Genomic DNA, 16,753 nt, shown 5'->3' with positions numbered 1-16,753 from the left:
CACGACGGCGCAGCTCAGGCGGGTAGGAAGAGGGACGTGCCATGACTCGAATCCTTACACGAAATCGAGCCTCTACCGAACCCGGGGCGGTTCACCCACCTGGGGTTTTAGGGTGAGTACCTGTGTTCAATCATCCAGGCAGCGTTAGCCCAGGTCAGGAATCGAACAGAACTGAGATCAGAGACCCGCCAGAGAGCCGAATCGGCGTGGTGAGGAGGAAGGGCTGGCCGTCTTCGGCGGCGGACCGGAAGTCGAAGACGCTTGTGAACAGGCCGGTGGTCAGCGGTAGGGGGCATGGCCCTGGTACGTCAGGAGCCACCACGGGATGATCTTGAATTGCTGAGCGTCTTGCCCGCCACCGATACGGCCAGGCAACCTGGGTCAGGCCTAATCGGAGCGGCAACCCGTCGGGGATGTCGACGGTGGCATCGGTGACGAACTTCGTCGGCAGCACCCACGTGGGCTGCCCTTCTCCCAGGCTTCGGAGACGTTGCCGCAGCTTGTCGATCTCGGGCTGGAGCGCCGTCCCGGTGACGCTGATGCCAGACACCGCCGCCGCGTGATGAAACGGCTTCCCTGACCCGGGAAGGAGTACCCGGCGGCAGGCCATAGCGGGCCGGACCTTTGCCTCGCCCGGGTGAAGTGTCTGCTCCAACCGGCTCTGCAAGCCCTCTGGAGCAGATCTGCGCGGGCTGCCCTGGTGCTCGAATCGCCTTAGGTCGCACGGGAATCGTCCCGTCCGGGCGCTGGTTCCCGTTGCGGCCTTCGACCACCGCACCAACCGCGAGGGATGGGAATCCGCGATGAGAGTACTCGGGCGTGGCGCGCTGATCGGCGCCTCCCTGCTGAGCTGTATGACCCTCCAGATGTCCACTGCCAGTGCAGCCGATTGGGAGAGGGCTCACGCGACCTTCCACTCGACGCCTCCACCGGAGGGCTTCTCGGCAATGCCTGCGGCTACGACGACGCGGGCCTAGCCGCCATCGGCACCCTGCAGGCCGCAGCCAGCACGGTGCTCTGGAACGGCGGCCTGGCCTGCGGCTCGCGGTACCAGGTGGCGTGCGACCGCAAGCTGGCCGACCCACGGTGGTGCAAGAAAGGCGCCACTGTCACGGTGACGGTCACTGACTTCTGCCCCCCGAACCCCCTCCTGCCCTCGGACAACGGGGGCTGGTGCAACCCTCCCCGGCCGCACTTCGACCTGTCGGAGCAGGCATTTTCGAAGATCGGGGTCACGCAGGGAAGCATCATCCCGGTGCTGTACAAGCAGTCCGAGGTCAACCGGACAACGCCGCTCAGGTTCAAGATCACCGGGCTCCCGCTCCTCAACGACGTCCTCGTCGACTCGAACTCGGCCGCCGGGACGACCTCGGTCCAGGTCAAGGGAACCAACACCGGCTGGTTGGACATGACGCACGGCCAGGGCGTCCACTGGGAGAGCATCCAGCTCCTGCAGGGCCAGGCCCTCAGCTTCAAGGTCACCAACAGCGCAGGCGCAACCGTCACCCGCGAGAACGTCTTCCCCGCGAACTGGCAGTACGGCCAGACCGCGACCGCCGCCGGCTTCTGACCGACCGACCGCCGCACACACCGACGGTGTGCGCGGCGGGATCGGCCCTGGCCAGCACCAGGGGGACAGATACCTCGACTTGGCCATCAGCATCGGCTCAGAAGCGCCCTGCTCCCGGGAGGAGGATTCGATGAGCGACGCCTGGTACACGGTGGGCATCGACAGTGGGGCCATCACCGGCCTCACCTGCTCATCCTGAGTGGCATCTACAGGCCGGGGCCAGCGGGCAGGACCAGGGCGGGGCGGTGGTCGGGCATCAGCTCGGGCCAGGGCCTGCCGAGCAGGCCGGGGCCGCCGATGACGTCCGCGAACGGTTCCTTCCCCCCGGTCCGGTCCGGGCCGCTCCACTGCTGGACGGACATCGTCATCGGCCAGGCGAGGGTGACGGTGCGGGCGAATCCGCTGACGGCTCGTCCGGAGCCGTGGGAGAGTGGGTCCGCGCCGGCCTTCGTGGAGTGCGGGACCTGTTACCGATGGGGAGTCAGTCCCGCTGGGCTTCGCGGGGTGGCGGCTGGCTCTTCCTGCGGGAGTGCCGTTGGGTGATTCGCCTGGTCATCAAGGTGATCGCGGCCCAAGTGATCAACGACTCGGAGTGCTGGACGAGGCGTTCGTAGTCTCTCGCGTGCCGCCGGGCGTGCATCACCCAGGCGTGCGTGCGCTCGACCACCCAGCGCCGCGGCAGGACGACGAACCCCTTGGCGTCCTTGGGCCGGCTGACCGTCTTGATGGTGAGTTTCAGATACTTCTTCGCCCAAATCACCAGCTGTCCGGCATAGGCGGTGTCGGCCCAGACGATGGTGATCTCCGGGTGCATCAGCCTCAGCCGGAACAGCACCTCCTTGGCCGCGTCGCGGTCGGTGACGTCAGCCGCGGTGACCATCACGAACAGGGGCAGGCCCTTGGTGTCCACGACCAGGTGCCGCTTCCTGCCGTTGATTTTCTTCGCCATGTCGAAGCCGCGGCTGTCCTTGCCGACGGTCTCGGCGGCCTTCACCGACTGCGAGTCGATGAGACCCTGGCACCACGTGTAGGGCCCGGCCCCCGGCAGCGACCGGGGGCCGGGCCCCTCTTCCGTCTCGTCGATCTTGTCGACCCTCGCCTGGGCCAGCAACAGCGTCTCCTCCGCCAGGTACTTCCGCACTGCAGGACCAAACAGACCGGCCCTGCGATCACTCGTCCGGGTGATCACGGGACATGGGGGCGGCCTTCGCGTGATCCTGAACTCGACCAAGAGAAACAGGACTTGACGCGAAGGCCGTAGTGGTGAGTGTGGTGGAACAGGGTGTGCGGTGCGATCCGTTCGCGGAGCTGTCACGCTTCCGGGGGGTCTTCTACGACTGTCTGACCAGGCGGCGCGACGCGCTGTTCGAGCTGGCCGACGCGGTGCTGTGCACCGACGGGCCGGTGAAGACCCTGGTGGACCTGGCGCTCGCGCCCGAGCACCGGCGCGGGCACGGAGCCCTGTACGGCGCGCTGAACAAGGGCGGTCTGGACGTCGAGCGGCTCCGAGCCGAGCTGGCCGGCCTCTGAGACTGTCCTAGCGAAACGACTTGGGGCAGCCCGGCGGCGGGTGCCGGTGGCCCGTGTGAGGGGGTCAGATCGGCCGGTCGGGGTCGGAGAAGGTGAGGCCGCCGACGGCGAGGGGGCGGCGGGCCGGGGCGGGAGCGGGCTCGGTCTCCCCGGGCGGCTGGCGGAAGTCGGCGCCCTGCTCGACCGGCAGCAGCCGGCGCCCGCCCACCTGAGCGGGCACGGGGGCGTCGGTGGCGGTCTCGGAGAAGGCGGGCAGCGACAGGCTGCGACGGTCGGTCATGCGGCCCAGTCTCGCAGCCGTACGAACAGGTCGGACCGGATCGAACACCGACAACCACCCGAACCCCGCCGATCACACAGCACCGGGCCGTCGGCCGATGGCCTGTCCCACCACCGTCCCAGGCCACGCGCAGGCACTCCGACCTGCGCAAACGGGGTGGGACAGTCCCAGGAACGTCCCACCCCGTCGCAGCACAGGGCCCGACTCCCGGCACGACGGCGGCGGCCCCACCTTCGGATGGTGGGGGCCGCCGCGTGATGCCAGGGGTGCTCAGAGCGCGGTGCCGCTGCCGGCGCCGTATTAGCCGTCGAGGCGGTCGTGGTACTCGCGGTTGCCGGTGTGCTGGTCCTTGTCGAACTCGGGCGAGTTCTTAATCTCGTCCTTGGTGCGGTTCACCCACACCGTCTCCTCGGCCGCGTCGACCCGGGTGATGGTGCCGGCCGGGAGGAGAACCTCGCGGCCGAAGATCCACGGGCCGGTGTCCACCACGATGTGCGAGGAGTCGACGTCCTCGGAGTGCTTGTCGACCTTGCCGATGTGCCCGTCGGTCGCCTCGACCCGGTAGCCGGTCAGGTTGCTGCCCGCCGCGTAGCCCTCGGTGCCCTCGTAGCCCCACAGTCCGCTGGTCACAACTGCCTCCTCAACGCTTCGGTGTCGCTCTGACGCAGGGTCGGCTACCCCGGCACCCGAGGTGCATTCGTGCGACATTCCGCAGCTCACGGGCCGCCGGGTGCCACGGACCAGATCGGCAACTCCGCGAGAAGGGTGGGGTGTTGGCGCGGGAATCCGGGGCAGGCGGTCCGGCGCCGCAACGATCTCTGAGCCGGAGGACCCGCCCATGATGCTTCTGCTGATGCTCGCCCTGGTCGTGGTCGCCACCGTCGAAGCCGCCAGGAGCTCCAGCGGACGTCACCGCGGCACCCGCCGGCTCACGACTACCGGCACCGGCCCCCACCACCCCGCCCGCTGAACACCCCAGGCGCCCACACGGGCGGGAGCGGGGCGGGTGGGCCGTGTCTTCTGCTGCCCGAGCGGGGTTGAGCGGGCACGGGGGAAGGGGCCAGAACCACGGGCCGCGCCGTAGTCGCCCGCACGGCAGGTCAGCCGGGTGGCCGGGGGGCCGCGCGGCGTCTGCCCCCAGGGCATAGGAAGCGCCGGAGCCGCGGGCCGTGCTTCTTCGCGAAGGTTCGCAGGAAGATCGCCTGGAAGACTCCCTCCGCCACGAGCACGGACAGGCCGTCCATCGCGCGGATCGGATCGGAGTGCGCCATCCCGTCGAGGGTGGTCGAGATGGCCGTGGCGAAGATAGTCACGGTCAGCGGGAGTCCGTAGAAGATGAACAAGCCGAGGCAGATTGCCGACCCGATCAGCATGAAGATCGCATACAGCTTCACCGGCAGGCGTTCGCGGGCCGGCAGCGCCGCGGTGGGGTTCGCCGGGCGCGGGCCTTTGGCTCCGAATCGACCGGTGGCCCGGGCGTAGAGGTAGCGGGCGTAGGTCCAGCTGTCCGCGTAGAGGTTCTTGCAGCGCATCAGCTCCTGCACCACGAAGTACATGTCCGTCTTCATGAACAGACAGAATTGATAGGCCACCGAGACGAGCCGTGCCAGGAGCAGGACCTGGAACACGCGGTCGGCGAACGAGCCGATGCCGACCAGCTCCATCCCGATCGAGCACAGGGCAGCGATGCAGAGGTCGCCGGTCATTCCCGCCAGGTACACCCGGTACCTGATCCGGCGAGGGGCCGCCCACAGACCGCTGGCGGTGGTCTGCACGGCGAGGAATTGCAGGCGGGTCCCGAACCCGATCCGGGCGTGGATCCCGGCCGCTCGTGACGCCAGCAGGTGGAGCGACTCGTGGACGGCGACGGAGGCCCCGAACAGTGCGGCGCTCAGCAGCACGTTGACAGCTGGCGACCCGGTGACGAAGTAGGCGTGGTACCCGGGCAGCGGCCGCTCACGTGCCGCCGCCGCAACGACACCGGCCACTAGTAGCCCCGCGACCCACAGGTAGACGGGCAGCCGGAACAACCAGCGTGCGAGGGCCGGTCTGAGCCAGGGCCAGCTCTCCGGATTCGTCCGGCCGGGGAGGTCGGCGCCGTTGACCGACGCGACGAACTCCAAGTCGACGAGCGTGTCAGCGAACTCCTCCGCTGCTATCCGCTGCCCGCAGAGGTCGAACACGGCCTGCTCAGCCTCCGCGACCGTGCTCCCCTTCTCCAGCGCCTCGATGAAGACCACCGCCTCGCGGGGGACCTCGACGAAGTCTTCGCCGTCACGCCGCCCGACGATCCAGCCGTCCCCGTCCTGGCTGACGACGAGCTCGTGGAAGGCGAACCGGTCGCCTGCGGTTGCTTTCACCGATCGGGCCCGCAGTATGGGCAGCCGGGCTGCGACGCGCCATCCATGTAGTACTGGTGCTCGTAGTCGAGGAAGTTGCGGTGAAGAGTACGGCCGGCGGTCTGCACCGGCATCCCGAGCAGCAGGTATATGGCCTCCAATGCGACCGTGTTGCCCACCATCTGGGCCGTCGGCGCGATGACCGGGTTGAACCCGTCGACGCGCTCGCGCTGGATCCCCGAGCGGCCGATCTTCTCCAACCGGTGCTTCTCGCTCTCGCTCAGGCAGGCGAAGCACACGGTCCGCCCCGGGACGAACGTCGACACACAGAGCATCGGCCCGTTGTAGCAGCCCATGATCCACGGAATCCCCAGTCTGGCCGCCACCTCGTTCGAGGTGAACTCGAGCCCCTTTGGGCGGTCCGCACAGTGCAGGAAGAGATCGGATCCCCCGACTATCTCCGCCAGCGCCTTCGCGTCCGTCACCATCAAATCGGTGCCGCGGATCTCGATGTCGCTATTGATACGGCGCAGCCGCTCGACCGCCACCTCGACCTTGGGGCGTCCGATGTCCGCTTCGGCGAAGAGGATCTGGCGGTTCAGATTGGACAGTTCCACCGTGTCCCCGTCGACGCAGTGAATGGCGCCGACGCCCATCGCGGCCAGGCTCGCGACGGCGGCGGAGCCCACCCCGCCGACACCGATGACCGTGACGGAGCTCGCCTTGAGCCGCGACTGCAGGTCGAGAGGGCTCTGCCGAGGCGTCTGATCGACCCAGGAGAACCAGTTGGTGTTTCGGCTGTAGCGACCCGCCTCGCGTTCGCCGAGGTTGGCAGGGATGTCCGCGTCGGCGTCCTCGACCGACCCTGAGCCCAGCAGGAAGTCAAGGACCTGCGTCACGTCGACGCAGCGCGCCTGGCACTCTCGGACCACCTCGTCGACAAGCTGCTCGCTGGTGCGCGATCCGTCCAGACGCTGTGAGACCTGCCAGACGAGATCGGTGGGGTCTTCGACCTCGTAGCCGAGACCGTAGTGGACGCTACCCATCCACAGAGTGCCGTCGCTCCAGCGGATGGGCCGGTGCGGTGATTTGATCCTGGGACGTCGCACCGGGGTGCCACCAATCTCTAGGCGTGAACCGACGCTGCGGGTACAGGTTGCGACGTGAGCCGGACCCGCACCCGCAGCGTCTCCCTACGGTCAAGGTCAGAACTCGCCTGAGGGGTCCTGACGCTGCACCGTGGTCTCCAGACGGTCCAGCTTGCGCACCTTGATGACCATCCTGGTGGCCTGCTCCTGCTCGACCTCGAGCGGCTTCACAGCCTGCTCCTCGGCCTGCTCCAGCTTCTTCATGTCACACACCTCCTCCCCTTGTGTACGGCTTAGCGGCAACCTAGACGGGAGCGGACGGACGCGGATACCTCGGACCTCATAGGTAGGCGGCAAGCGTTCCGTTGTGCTGAGAGGCACTGTCCAGCTTGTGGGGTACAGGCGGGAAGTAACCGGCCGATGCGGGCCCAGGGCTGGCCGCAGCAGCCCGGACCGCGGCGCTGCTGGAGGCGGAACCGGACCCGGAGGCGCTGTCCTCCTACCCGCACCTGCTCGGCGACTTCTCCCCCGCGGACTGCGACCACTACCTCGCCCTGCGCCTGACCCGCGACGGCGAGCCACCCATCGCCTCGGAGGTGCGGGCCGTCATCACCGCGCGTTGGCACGGCCTGCCGCTGCACCTGGACCTGCCGGGTCAGCGGTTGCGGAGGGCGGTGATGAGGGTGGGTTGGACGGAGAACCAGGCGGTGGCGCCGGTGGTGGCGAGACGGCGCGGGAAGGAATCGCCGCGCTGCTGGTGGTGCCAAGCACTCCTGACCAGCGCCGGGCGCCGCTACTGCCCCCGGCCGCGGCTGTGCCGGGACCAGGCGTACCGGTCGGCTCGCCTCGATCGCGTCCACCGCCACCCTGCTCGGCGCCCGCCCCGTCCTGGTCGGGATGCGCCCCGCCGTCGCGCAGACCCTGGTCCAGCTCGACGTCCATCTCCGCGACATCCCCAAGGCCCGCGACCTCGACGCCGGCCTGGCCGCACTGCGCGCCACCGGGGCGAGGGTGCCGGCCACCCGGTGACGGTGTCCGCGCTGTCGCGGGAGCGGGCGGATCGCGGTGCCGGGGCACTGTCCGGCCGGCCGCAGGCTCGACGCGGCGCGCACGGGGGGCAGGGGTACTGTCCGCGGCAACCGAGTTCCGGGAAAGCAGAGGGGGACGCCACGACTGGGGGTGTGCCTCGCTGGACGCGGGCCGGGACCGAGTTCGGTGCTGTCACCTGGCTGCCGGTGGACCAGTCGGTCGCGCCCGACCTGCTCGCGAAACATCTCCTGCGCCTCTTCGCCTCGTGTTCGACGGTGGCGCCGCGTGCCGGCCGGGGCGCTGGAGAAGGATGTCCCAGGCCGGGTCGGGGCCGCCCGGAACCATCCGCCCGTCCTCTTCCCAGGCCCGGGCGAGCTGGGCGTAGATCGGGGTCTCCCACAGGTGCGGGAGCGGTTCGGCGCGGGGCGAGGGGATGTGTACGCTCACTGGCCAGCGAAGCGGATGTAGCGGGCACGCTCCGCCTCCAGCAGGCCCTTCAGCCTGGGCCGTGACCAGACGACCAGGCGCAGTCCCACCACCGCGACGGCACGGGCCAGAAGGCCCGGAGTCCCGTGGAGGCGGCGCATGGGGTCGATGTCACCGGCGACGAGCGCGGCGATGGCGTGCTCGGCCGCGGCCGGGTAGGGCAAGGAGTCCAGGGCCACGGTGATCCGCTCGGCCAGGGTGTCGGTGGGCATCGTGGAGGCGATGTCGTGAGCGCGGACCCCGGCTTCCTCGAGCGCTTCGGTGAGCAGGAGGTTGAGCTGCTGCTCGCAGCTGTAGGCGCAGTGGCTGGGCAGGGGGGCGGTGCGCAGACGCTGGATGACCTGGGCGACGGCTTGGCCGTCCTGCCCGAGGATGGCCAGGGCGAGGTCGAACGCGCCGATCTGCCCGACCGCGTAGCCGCGGTCCCGGGCCTGCGCCGGTGTGTAGGTCGTCACGACCGTCCAACGACCCTAAGGCAGCCCCGGTGACGCGTGGTATCGCCGGACGACCCGATCAGCGGAAACGATCCGCCACAGGTACGCGCAGGACGTGAACCAGGTGGAGGCGGTGGAAGAGGCCGGGCCGGGTGGTGAGCTGGTCCTGGACGTGGCGCAGCCGCGGGGGGGGGGGGGGGGGTTCGGGGAGGTCGGCGACGTCCCGGGCGAGCTCCTCGAGGAGCTCGCGGGCGAGCGCCTCAGCGGTGGTCTCGCCTTCGTGAACCAGACCGCCAGGCACGGAGAACTGCTCGGTGCCGTCCGGTTCTGGCGGCGGATCAGGCAGAGCTCCCGGCCTCGGAGGACCACCGCGCACCCGGACCAGCACCGACTTGCGCGTCAGCTGGCCTGGGGCAGCTGGGTGCCGGCAGCCGGCTGCGCGGCTCCGCGGGCGCGGTGGCCGCGGAGTTGTTCGTTGCTGCGCCGGGCCTCTTCGAGCTGGTCCTCGAGGATGACGATGCGGCAGGCGGCGTCGAGAGCGGTGCCCTGGTCGACGAGGTCGCGGGCGCGCATCGCGATCCGCAGCTGGTAGCGCGAGAAACGCCGGTGACCGCCCTCCGAGCGCAGCGGGGTGATCAATCCGTGTTCGCCCAGGGAGCGCAGGAAGCCGGCGGTGGTGCCGGTCATCTCCACGGCGCAGCCCATGGTGTAGGCGGGGTAGTCGTCGTCATCGAAGGTGGCGACGGCGGCCGGGGTGTTGGGGGTGTGGGGCCGGTGCGTGGTCGTGGTCACGGCGCCTCTTTGGATGAGGGTCTGGCTTTCCTGCGGGTTCGGGGATGTGGGAGGGGCCCCGGTGCTTGACTGCGCGCCGGGGCCCCGAAGGGGAACTTCACCATCTACCGGCCCTGGGCCGGTCCTTGTGTCCGCAACTCCTCGGGGGAGGAGGATTGCGGGGATCGCGTATGCGTGACCGGAAACCACCGTCCTTCGTGCCTTGAGGGGTCTGCGGTGTCCGCCCGGACGAGAACTGCTCATCTCACGGGCTGGGCGATCCTGATGGCGCTAGCGCCCTCCGTTTCTTCCTCTACATCAGTGAACATCCTGCGAACTGCTGGTCATTCACCTACGGGTACTGCTGGTACTGCGTCACACCTGTACTGCTGCGTACTACTCGGTACCGCTTCGGTGTCCGTGAAGGCCCACCTGTCCGGCAGCCAGCCCCGTCGCCTGCCCTGCTCAACCTCGTGGCTTAGAACCCCACTGCCCGGACCGCCCAGCACGCGCGCCCGCAGTCCGGCGCCTTTGCTGAGATCTTGCGTACTTCAACCTTCAACCGCTGGTGACTGCGACTCAACTTCACCTGCTCGAACTGCGACTACTTCGTTCGCGGTACCGCCTTGGTGGTGGCCCCTGATTACCGCGGGTCACCGGGCCCGGCCGCCAGTCCCGTCGCCGTCCTTCACCTGCTGTGGCTTCGGGGCTCTGCCGCCGTACCGCTGGTTGCGTCACTTCTCACGCCCACCTGCCCGGCGTGTCCTGCGTCTACAGCTCACTTCACTCACTGCGGTACCGCCTGGTGGTGGCCCCTGATCACCGCAGGCCACCGACCCGGCCGCCAGCCCTGTCGCCGAACTGCACCAACCCTGGCTTCAGGACTCCGCAACCGCACCAAACTGCCAACTTCTCTACAGCTCCCGCCAGTTCATGTCTGGCGGGCCCTGCCGACTGCTTGCTACGAGAGAAACACTAACCACACCCATCATCAATGTCTACTCCGCTCGGCATAGATTTTTCGATGTTCGAAGGAGAGGTAGCCTGCTGCCCGCATGGAGGGGCGGGCCGCACCCCATCAGACCTGGGACGACGGAGCGGACGGGTGACCATGGACGACACACAGCGCACGACGGCGACCCGCACACCCGCCCCCAACACGCGGGCGTCCCTGCTGAACGGCATCGCCGAAGCCGTCCACGACCACGACGAGCGCACCCTGCGCCGGCTCCTGACCCGCTACGCCGAACAGGCAACCCTCACCGACCTCCCCGCCCTGCGCCAAGCACTCCGGCCCCGCCCCCGGCCGGTCGGACGATCGGCGTTCCCATAGCCATCAGCGAGGCGAGCCGATCCACACCGGGCTGGTCGGCGTCGTGGCACCGGGTAAGGGTTCGTTCGAAGTCGTCCCACACCTACTGGACGCCCTACTGGCAGACCTCGTGCGCCGGCTCGCTGTCGCGGAAGGCGACGGCGGGCCCTGACCGGCTTCGACCACCGAAGGTCCAGGTGCCCCAGATAGCCGAGATGGGGGCGCGCTGGTCGCTGGCGTGTGCGAGCGCGGCGGTACGTTGAGCCTCGCCGGGCGGCTCGGTGCCGTGCAGCAGTACAGAGGAGAACAGTTGCGCCCCACCCGCTTCCAGACCCTGCTCGTGGACGTCGCCGCCGGCCTTCCCGGCGTCCAGCGGGCCGCCGCACTCACGGACGTCGGCCACACCGGCCACCCGCTGGGCCTCGCCCTGTAACTGGCCTCCGGCGCGCAGCTGTGGTGGCAGATCACCGCGGTCTCCACCCCGGGCGATGTCTACGGCAACGAGGAAGGGCAGCCGGTCACCGGCCCCGCCCCGGTACCGCGCGAGATGCCGGACCTCACCACCGCTCCGGTGCGCACCGTGATGGTGGAGCAGGCGCTCGCCGCGGGGATCGTGGCGGCTGGGTGCGAGGAGATCGCGTCGGTGGAGACGTGCTCGGACCGCGAGAGCGCGACGGCGATCGAGTACGGCCTGGTGGTGCGCTTCCACAGCGGCGCGGTGGCGTTCGTAAACGGCCTGGCACACCTGCGGGCCGGACAGGACCAGCCGCGCGGCGAGTTCTTGAAGCTGCCCGCCGAGGTCTGACCTTGGCGGCGGATGGGCTGCCGGCCGGGAGCGGCACCGCCCCCGGAGACGACGTTGGGCCCCGGGCGATACCCGGGGCCCAACGGTGGCGCCTGGCTACCGCTCGGCCAGGCGCCAGCTGCGCCGGCGGTGTAGGGGCCCGTTCCGGCAGTGCGGTAGCGGGAGCCTACCCACTCACATGACAATCAGTCAGCAGCCCCACGAACTGTCCCGCCCGCTCACGCCCCACACGCTGTCGGCCGCGAAACCGCCCCAGGTCGAGTCGGCCACACCCCACATGCTGTCCCGGCACGCCGCGTCCCAGCCGGAGTCAGGTGCCGCACCCCAGATGCTGTCCCGGCGTCGTGTCGCTGCCATCGGCTGCCCCATCCCGTAGCTGCTGGTCATGTGCAGGGCACTGTAGATCGCCCCCACCAGCCTGTCACCACCCTTTGACCAGCCACGTCACGGCCCTGGCAAGCCCAGCCCACAGCGACGATGTCGGCGGTGATGTCCGGGTTCCCCCAGCTCCAGCGCCGAGGTTCGGCGTTCCAGCCGGCCCGGGCAGTCGGTAAGGGTGTGGCTGCCGTCAGGCCCGGGTGGTGAGGCGTGCGAGTGCTGTGTCGTAGCGTGCCCGGACCTCCGCTCCCGGTGCTGCGCGTAGGAGGGCGCCGAGGGCTCGTACCGCGCCGTCGTCGTAGCCGGCGGCCTGCGCCTGCCGGGCGGCGAGGTCGAGTTGGGCGGTGCCCTCGGTGTGGTTGCCGAGGCCGAGCAGCGCCTCGCCCTTGATCGCGAGCAGCAGGAGGTGGGGGATGTCGGTGCTGCCGGGGCGGTAGGCGAAGTCCAGGGCGTGGGTGGCGGTGGTGAGGGCCTGGTGCCAGTGTCCGGCGTCCGCTTGGTGGCGGGCGAGGTGCTGGGTGGCGAGGCGTTCGATCCTGCGGTCGCCGTCCCCGCGCGCGAGCTGGACAGCGCGCTCGCAGCTGGTCGCGGCCTGGTCCAGATGGCCGAGGGTGGCTTGGGCCATGGCGAGGACGATGAGGGCGTTGGCTTCGGCGAACGCGTCACCGGCTTCGGCAGCGAGCGCGGTGGCGGCTTCGAGGTGGACGAGTGCTTCGGGGGTGCGTCCTTCTTCGGTGAGGACCCAGCCCAGGACGTTGAGGACGCGTGCTTCGCCGTGCTGGTCGGCGTCGGCCCGCGCGGCGGCCAGTGCGGTCTCCAGCAGCGGGGTCCAGCCGTCGCGCAGACGCCACACCATCAGCGGCCACATCGTCATGACGATGCGCCAGGTACGGTCGTGCAGGCGGGCGGCGTGCGCGGCGGCGACCGCCTGGGTGAGGTTGTCGCGCTCGGTGGCGTACCAGGCCACGGCGGCGGCCCGGTCTGCGAACTCCCTTACCGTGGCGGGTTGCTGGTAATCGGGCGGGAGGGGGAAGCAGTCCTCGGAGCCGGGTTCGGCCGCCGCCACCGCGCCGGTGGCGGTGGTGATGTAGTGGTCGAGGACGCGCTTGAGGGTGTCGGGGTGGGCGTCGAGGCCGCGGGCGTAGAGCCGCACGAGGTCGTGCATCGTCCACCGGCCGGGCGCCGTCTCGGTGAGCAGGTGAGCGACCGTCAGGCGCTCCAAAGCGCCTTCGGTGGTGGCGGGGTCGGTACCGGCCAGGGCCGCTGCCGCGTACCGGTCGAGGTGGCTGCCGGGGTGGCGGCCGAGCGCGGCGAACAGGCCACGGACCTCCTCGGGCAGCTGCCGCAGGCTCAGGTGGAGTGCGGCGCGCACCCCGGTGTCCTCCAGGTCCAGCAGGCCCAGGCGCCGTGTCTCGTCGGAGAGTTCGCCGGCCATCGCGGCCAGGGTCCAGTCGGGCCGGCCGGCGAGGCGGGCGGCGACCACCCGAAGCGCCAGGGGCAGTCCGTCGCACAACTCCGCGAGGTGCAGCGCGGCGGCCGGCTCGGCGTTCACCCGCTCGGCGCCGAGGACCCGGGCGAGGAGCGCGGTTGCGTCTTGGGGTGTGAGGGTGTCGATGGGGACGGGGCGGGCGTTGTCGGTGACGATCAGCCCGGGAAGCTTGTTGCGGCTGGTGACGACGGTGACGCAGCGGTCACCGCCCGGCAGCAGCTGACGGACCTGCTCGGAGTCACGCGCGTTGTCCAGGACGACCAGCAGCTGCCGGTCGGCGGCCAGGGCGCGGAACATCGCGGCCGCGGCGTTCTGCGACTGCGGGATCCGCTCGGGCGGCACGCCAAGCGCCAGCAGGAAGTCGCGCAGTACCTCGACGGCGGCCGGCTCGACGGTGTCGCTGAAGCCGCGCAGGTCGGCGTAGAGGCGCCCGTCCGCCAGGCCGGCGGGGTCGTGGTGGGCCCAGTGCAGGACCAGGGCGGTCTTGCCGACCCCGGCGGGCCCCACCACCAGGCACACCGGGGCCTCGCCCGCGCTGGCGCGGGTCAGGGCGGCGAGCTCGGAGGCCCGGCCGTGGAAGGCGCGCGGCGCGCGCGGCAGCAGATCAGGTGCGCTCATGGTCAGGGTGGCCTCGGGTGCGGCGGCGATGGTCTCCGGTGCGGCGGTCGCTTCCGCCGCGTCCTTCGCGGCGCGGACGCGGCGGGGACGGCCCGCGCTCGCGGCCTCCTCCAAACCCCTCGCCCCGGCCGCGTCCAAGCCCAGCGCCGCGGCGAGGGCCTGGACGGTGCGGCGCTGCGGTCCCCGGGAGCGGCCCTGCTCCAGGTAGGACAGGGTACGCACGCTCACCCCCGCCGCGTTCGCCAGGTCCTCCTGGCTGAGCCCCGCGTGCTGGCGCAGCGCGTGCAGCAGCGTGCCGAAGGAGCGGTCGGTCCTGATGGTCGAGGCCATGCTGATGATCTTCCCAAGTTCGACGTGGCCCTGGCCGAACGCCGAACCCAACCCGCAAAAGTATGCGCTACCTACTTTTGCGGGTGAAATTGCCTGGCCCACCCGCACCCGGCCGGGTTGGATCGAGACCTGAGGAAGAAGGCCCCCGGAGCCACCCGGAAGCCCTCCTCCACCGGGCCCTTCGTCCCGCCGGGACCCGAAGGGCCCGGTGGGGGTGAAGGGTCGCCGGCCGCTTCCTCAACCGTCCGTCCCGCGAGAGCGCCCCTGCCCCGACGCAGCGGCAGGCGCCCGCGCGGGGTCTACGCCACGCGGCCCACACCCGTGCGCAACAGCCTTCAGGAGAACCACCCGATGCACCTGCATCCGACATCCACCATGCGCCGAACCGGACGGCAGCTCGCCGTCCTGCTGCTCGCCCTGGTCTCCGCCTTCAGCCTCCTGTACGGGGCCGCCGCCCCCACCGCCAACGCCGAGACCACCACGCGGTTCACCGACATCGACTGGTACATCGACAACTACGGCGCGCCACTCAGTAGCGCAGACGCGCGAGACAACAGCGACGGCTACAACGCCATGGTGAACGCGCTGCGCCGCGCCTCCGGCCACCAGATGCCAGGCGTCAGCAACAGCCCGGCCTACATGGACACCCCGACCCGCACCAACACCAACCGTGTCATCCGGGTCCTGGTCCACCGCCACACGGCGCTAGGCCCGCATGCCGACCTCGCGCTGTACTTCAACGTCGACAACCTCTACTTCCTGGGCTTCTCCTCCAACAGCAACCACTACCGCATCGTCCCCCGCCCCAACCAGGCCGACCGCGCGTACACAAACCACCTGCCGGAGGAGCTCCGCGTCCGCTTCGGCGGGCCCACCCTGCTGTTCAACCAGATCACCGGCGACGGCAGCTACGCGCAGATGTCGGCCTCGCCTGAGTGGCGGGGGGACCAGATCTACACGCCGTCCATGATCTACAGCCGGGCGGAGACCCTGACCAACCTCCAGCCGGGGGGCCAGAACTCCACCCAGGTGAACCAGGCCATGGCCTACATGATCCAGGCCACCTCCGAGGCCGCCCGCTTCGGCTGGATCCAGAACCGCATCGCCGCCTCCATCTTCCAAGGCGGCGACTACCAGGAGCCGGGCGCCCCGGCCAACATCGGCCCCTTCGGCACCGACCTCGAACTCAACTGGAGCACCCTGTCCCGCATGGCGCACAACACCGCCGCCCACCGCGCCGACCCGGGCGTGACGATCAACAACCGCACGTACCGCACCGTGACCGAACTCGGGAACCCTCAGAACAACCAACCCCGCCTGACCCCCTTCCTCGGCCTGTACGCCAGCGGACAGGGCTAACCACCACACCGCCAAGTAACCGGCCCGGGCCCGGTCCACTAGGGACCGGGCCCGGCGGGTCGCATGCGTCCCCACGCCCGCGAACGAGCAGGCGCCTCGCGCCTTCAAGGCCAACTGCGAGCGCGGTCCTGGTTGGCGGCCGGTGCCCTACGGTGTCCCGGTGGACCGGGGAGCAGTCGATCAATCGTGGACGTGCGCCGAGCAGCGGGCGTGGGTGCTCACCAAGCGCGCGCTCGGCTATGACCCGGGTGATCTCCTCGCCCTTGAGGCCGGCCTGGATACGGCCGAGGCGGCCATCGACCGGCAGCACCTGTGGCTGCCCGCGAGCCGGGTACTGGCGCTGGCGGCGTGGCGAGCCTCCCGCGAGCTCGACGTCCAGGTGGACGATCTGCCGCTGTCACGCTGCCTGTGGTGGCTGGGAGGTGCCCGCTTCGGCGAGTCGTTCGCCGCACCGCTGCCGCCGTGGACGCCGGCCATGCCCGGCGGCTGGCAGCAACTCCAGGCCCGCATCGATGACCTCCGGTGGATCGCCACCTGGCACTGCCTCGCCCATGTCCAGGAGACCCGAAAGGTGGCGGGCTCCGCCGACGGCACCAGCACCTTGCCGCTGCTGATCGGGGACCGGGTCCGGGCCGTTCTCGCCGGCCCCTGCCGTGACCAGACACCCCCACGCTGGAGCGCGGCCACCGACTTCGCCCAGGAGGCGATCGCATCAGCCCGCCAGGCCCTGAGTGGACGTTAAGTCCGTTTCTGGTAGCGGCCTCGTCCGGGTTGGGTGAGGAAGCCTTGGCGGGTAAGGCGTCCGAGGCGGCTTCGGGTGATGTTGACGGACGTCTCGTCGGTGGGCATTCCGAGGAGTTCGTGCAGCTCGCGTGCCCGGAATGCCTGGTCGGGGTGCTGGTTGAAGGCGTTCACGATGGCCTGGTAGGTGGTGG

20 protein-coding genes and 3 pseudogenes are annotated in these 16,753 nt (G+C 70.2%); 9 read left to right on the top strand and 14 right to left on the bottom strand.

Annotation, left to right across the window (positions count from 1 at the left end):
* Positions 1–154 precede the first annotated feature (154 nt).
* Positions 155–550, bottom strand: coding sequence for a hypothetical protein (locus tag ACIRPK_RS35930; protein ID WP_403046901.1), 396 nt, complete (start codon positions 548–550; stop codon positions 155–157).
* A gap of 339 nt (positions 551–889) precedes the next feature.
* Here ACIRPK_RS35930 and ACIRPK_RS35925 point away from each other — a divergent pair, with 339 nt between their 5' ends.
* Entirely contained in the window at positions 890–1,570 is a 681-nt protein-coding gene (locus ACIRPK_RS35925; RefSeq protein WP_403046898.1) for an RlpA-like double-psi beta-barrel domain-containing protein, read from the top strand.
* A 206-nt stretch (positions 1,571–1,776) separates the two neighbouring features.
* Here the strand turns inward: ACIRPK_RS35925 and ACIRPK_RS35920 are convergent, their stop codons facing one another.
* Both ACIRPK_RS35920 and ACIRPK_RS35915 read right to left on the bottom strand, forming a co-directional pair.
* A complete protein-coding gene (locus ACIRPK_RS35920) occupies positions 1,777–1,938 on the bottom strand; it encodes a hypothetical protein (protein WP_403046896.1) in 162 nt (53 codons plus the stop codon).
* A gap of 125 nt (positions 1,939–2,063) precedes the next feature.
* Positions 2,064–2,636, bottom strand: a pseudogene (locus ACIRPK_RS35915) (transposase); the annotation flags it as partial.
* A gap of 197 nt (positions 2,637–2,833) precedes the next feature.
* Between ACIRPK_RS35915 and ACIRPK_RS35910 the strand changes: the two are divergent.
* Positions 2,834–3,097, top strand: a pseudogene (locus ACIRPK_RS35910) (transposase); the annotation flags it as partial.
* A gap of 67 nt (positions 3,098–3,164) precedes the next feature.
* Here ACIRPK_RS35910 and ACIRPK_RS35905 read toward each other — a convergent pair.
* Entirely contained in the window at positions 3,165–3,380 is a 216-nt protein-coding gene (locus ACIRPK_RS35905) for a hypothetical protein (protein WP_403046893.1), read from the bottom strand.
* A gap of 300 nt (positions 3,381–3,680) precedes the next feature.
* Entirely contained in the window at positions 3,681–4,010 is a 330-nt protein-coding gene (locus ACIRPK_RS35900; RefSeq protein ID WP_403046890.1) for a PRC-barrel domain containing protein, read from the bottom strand.
* 208 nt (positions 4,011–4,218) lie between these two features.
* Between ACIRPK_RS35900 and ACIRPK_RS35895 the strand changes: the two genes are divergently transcribed.
* Positions 4,219–4,350 carry a hypothetical protein gene (locus tag ACIRPK_RS35895; RefSeq protein WP_403046888.1) on the top strand — a complete coding sequence of 44 codons (132 nt, stop codon included), beginning with the start codon at positions 4,219–4,221 and terminating at the stop codon, positions 4,348–4,350.
* Positions 4,351–4,480: 130 nt separating this feature from the next.
* Here ACIRPK_RS35895 and ACIRPK_RS35890 read toward each other — a convergent pair whose 3' ends face one another.
* The 3 genes from ACIRPK_RS35890 to ACIRPK_RS35880 form a co-directional block, all read right to left on the bottom strand.
* The gene (locus tag ACIRPK_RS35890) at positions 4,481–5,620 is read right to left on the bottom strand and encodes a hypothetical protein (protein ID WP_403046885.1); all 1,140 of its coding nucleotides are present in this window, start codon (positions 5,618–5,620) and stop codon (positions 4,481–4,483) included.
* Positions 5,621–5,736: 116 nt separating this feature from the next.
* The gene (locus tag ACIRPK_RS35885) at positions 5,737–6,765 is read right to left on the bottom strand and encodes a HesA/MoeB/ThiF family protein (RefSeq protein WP_403046882.1); all 1,029 of its coding nucleotides are present in this window, start codon (positions 6,763–6,765) and stop codon (positions 5,737–5,739) included.
* Positions 6,766–6,924: 159 nt separating this feature from the next.
* On the bottom strand, positions 6,925–7,071 hold the full coding sequence (locus ACIRPK_RS35880) for a hypothetical protein (RefSeq protein WP_403046880.1): 147 nt from the start codon (positions 7,069–7,071) through the stop codon (positions 6,925–6,927).
* A gap of 633 nt (positions 7,072–7,704) precedes the next feature.
* On the opposite strand from ACIRPK_RS35880, the gene ACIRPK_RS35875 reads away from it, so the two are divergent.
* Complete coding sequence (locus ACIRPK_RS35875; RefSeq protein WP_403046877.1) at positions 7,705–7,836, top strand: hypothetical protein; 132 nt, start codon at positions 7,705–7,707, stop codon at positions 7,834–7,836.
* 443 nt (positions 7,837–8,279) lie between these two features.
* Here the strand turns inward: ACIRPK_RS35875 and ACIRPK_RS35870 are convergent, their stop codons facing one another.
* The 3 genes from ACIRPK_RS35870 to ACIRPK_RS35860 form a co-directional block, all read right to left on the bottom strand.
* Positions 8,280–8,777, bottom strand: a complete 498-nt coding sequence (locus ACIRPK_RS35870) for a hypothetical protein (RefSeq protein WP_403046875.1) — start codon at positions 8,775–8,777, stop codon at positions 8,280–8,282.
* A 58-nt stretch (positions 8,778–8,835) separates the two neighbouring features.
* Positions 8,836–9,057, bottom strand: a complete 222-nt coding sequence (locus ACIRPK_RS35865) for an NUDIX domain-containing protein (protein ID WP_403046873.1) — start codon at positions 9,055–9,057, stop codon at positions 8,836–8,838.
* Positions 9,058–9,155: 98 nt separating this feature from the next.
* Entirely contained in the window at positions 9,156–9,461 is a 306-nt protein-coding gene (locus ACIRPK_RS35860; RefSeq protein ID WP_403045951.1) for a MerR family transcriptional regulator, read from the bottom strand.
* Positions 9,462–10,638: 1,177 nt separating this feature from the next.
* Here ACIRPK_RS35860 and ACIRPK_RS35855 point away from each other — a divergent pair.
* The 3 genes from ACIRPK_RS35855 to ACIRPK_RS35845 all read left to right on the top strand — a co-directional run bounded on the left by ACIRPK_RS35855 (position 10,639) and on the right by ACIRPK_RS35845 (position 11,644).
* Entirely contained in the window at positions 10,639–10,860 is a 222-nt protein-coding gene (locus ACIRPK_RS35855; RefSeq protein WP_403046870.1) for a hypothetical protein, read from the top strand.
* Between the two features lie 289 nt (positions 10,861–11,149).
* Positions 11,150–11,272 (top strand): hypothetical protein, encoded by a 123-nt coding sequence (locus ACIRPK_RS35850; RefSeq protein ID WP_403046868.1) that lies wholly within the window; start codon positions 11,150–11,152, stop codon positions 11,270–11,272.
* 114 nt (positions 11,273–11,386) lie between these two features.
* Complete coding sequence (locus ACIRPK_RS35845) at positions 11,387–11,644, top strand: hypothetical protein (protein WP_403046865.1); 258 nt, start codon at positions 11,387–11,389, stop codon at positions 11,642–11,644.
* A gap of 189 nt (positions 11,645–11,833) precedes the next feature.
* On the opposite strand, the gene ACIRPK_RS35840 is transcribed toward ACIRPK_RS35845, so the two are convergent.
* Both ACIRPK_RS35840 and ACIRPK_RS35835 read right to left on the bottom strand, forming a co-directional pair.
* On the bottom strand, positions 11,834–12,031 hold the full coding sequence (locus tag ACIRPK_RS35840; protein ID WP_403046862.1) for a hypothetical protein: 198 nt from the start codon (positions 12,029–12,031) through the stop codon (positions 11,834–11,836).
* Positions 12,032–12,212: 181 nt separating this feature from the next.
* The gene (locus ACIRPK_RS35835; protein ID WP_403046860.1) at positions 12,213–14,459 is read right to left on the bottom strand and encodes a helix-turn-helix domain-containing protein; all 2,247 of its coding nucleotides are present in this window, start codon (positions 14,457–14,459) and stop codon (positions 12,213–12,215) included.
* Between the two features lie 375 nt (positions 14,460–14,834).
* Here ACIRPK_RS35835 and ACIRPK_RS35830 point away from each other — a divergent pair, with 375 nt between their 5' ends.
* Together ACIRPK_RS35830 and ACIRPK_RS35825 are read left to right on the top strand one after the other, a co-directional pair.
* Complete coding sequence (locus ACIRPK_RS35830) at positions 14,835–15,818, top strand: ribosome-inactivating family protein (protein WP_403046858.1); 984 nt, start codon at positions 14,835–14,837, stop codon at positions 15,816–15,818.
* Positions 15,819–15,978: 160 nt separating this feature from the next.
* A complete protein-coding gene (locus ACIRPK_RS35825; RefSeq protein ID WP_403046856.1) occupies positions 15,979–16,560 on the top strand; it encodes a hypothetical protein in 582 nt (193 codons plus the stop codon).
* Here ACIRPK_RS35825 and ACIRPK_RS35820 read toward each other — a convergent pair.
* Positions 16,557–16,753: pseudogene (locus ACIRPK_RS35820) on the bottom strand (hypothetical protein); the annotation flags it as partial. The gene ACIRPK_RS35825 and the pseudogene ACIRPK_RS35820 overlap by 4 nt on opposite strands.

Origin of the sequence: Kitasatospora sp. NPDC101801, from assembly GCF_044766665.1 — a bacterium.
Classification (GTDB): domain Bacteria; phylum Actinomycetota; class Actinomycetes; order Streptomycetales; family Streptomycetaceae; genus Kitasatospora.
Note: the sequence above shows the minus strand (reverse complement) of the source record. Positions and strands in the feature narration are given on the sequence as shown.

What these genes read in the sequence shown, in the direction of transcription:
- ACIRPK_RS35895 (WP_403046888.1), top strand. Translation starts at nt 4,219, where the DNA reads ATGATGCTTCTGCTGATGCTCGCCCTGGTCGTGGTCGCCACCGTCGAA.
- ACIRPK_RS35840 (WP_403046862.1), bottom strand. Translation starts at nt 12,031, where the DNA reads ATGACCAGCAGCTACGGGATGGGGCAGCCGATGGCAGCGACACGACGC.
- ACIRPK_RS35855 (WP_403046870.1), top strand. Translation starts at nt 10,639, where the DNA reads ATGGACGACACACAGCGCACGACGGCGACCCGCACACCCGCCCCCAAC.
- ACIRPK_RS35885 (WP_403046882.1), bottom strand. Translation starts at nt 6,765, where the DNA reads ATGGGTAGCGTCCACTACGGTCTCGGCTACGAGGTCGAAGACCCCACC.
- ACIRPK_RS35905 (WP_403046893.1), bottom strand. Translation starts at nt 3,380, where the DNA reads ATGACCGACCGTCGCAGCCTGTCGCTGCCCGCCTTCTCCGAGACCGCC.
- ACIRPK_RS35830 (WP_403046858.1), top strand. Translation starts at nt 14,835, where the DNA reads ATGCGCCGAACCGGACGGCAGCTCGCCGTCCTGCTGCTCGCCCTGGTC.
- ACIRPK_RS35880 (WP_403046880.1), bottom strand. Translation starts at nt 7,071, where the DNA reads ATGAAGAAGCTGGAGCAGGCCGAGGAGCAGGCTGTGAAGCCGCTCGAG.
- ACIRPK_RS35920 (WP_403046896.1), bottom strand. Translation starts at nt 1,938, where the DNA reads ATGACGATGTCCGTCCAGCAGTGGAGCGGCCCGGACCGGACCGGGGGG.
- ACIRPK_RS35875 (WP_403046877.1), top strand. Translation starts at nt 7,705, where the DNA reads ATGCGCCCCGCCGTCGCGCAGACCCTGGTCCAGCTCGACGTCCATCTC.
- ACIRPK_RS35845 (WP_403046865.1), top strand. Translation starts at nt 11,387, where the DNA reads ATGCCGGACCTCACCACCGCTCCGGTGCGCACCGTGATGGTGGAGCAG.
- ACIRPK_RS35835 (WP_403046860.1), bottom strand. Translation starts at nt 14,459, where the DNA reads ATGGCCTCGACCATCAGGACCGACCGCTCCTTCGGCACGCTGCTGCAC.
- ACIRPK_RS35860 (WP_403045951.1), bottom strand. Translation starts at nt 9,461, where the DNA reads ATGGGCTGCGCCGTGGAGATGACCGGCACCACCGCCGGCTTCCTGCGC.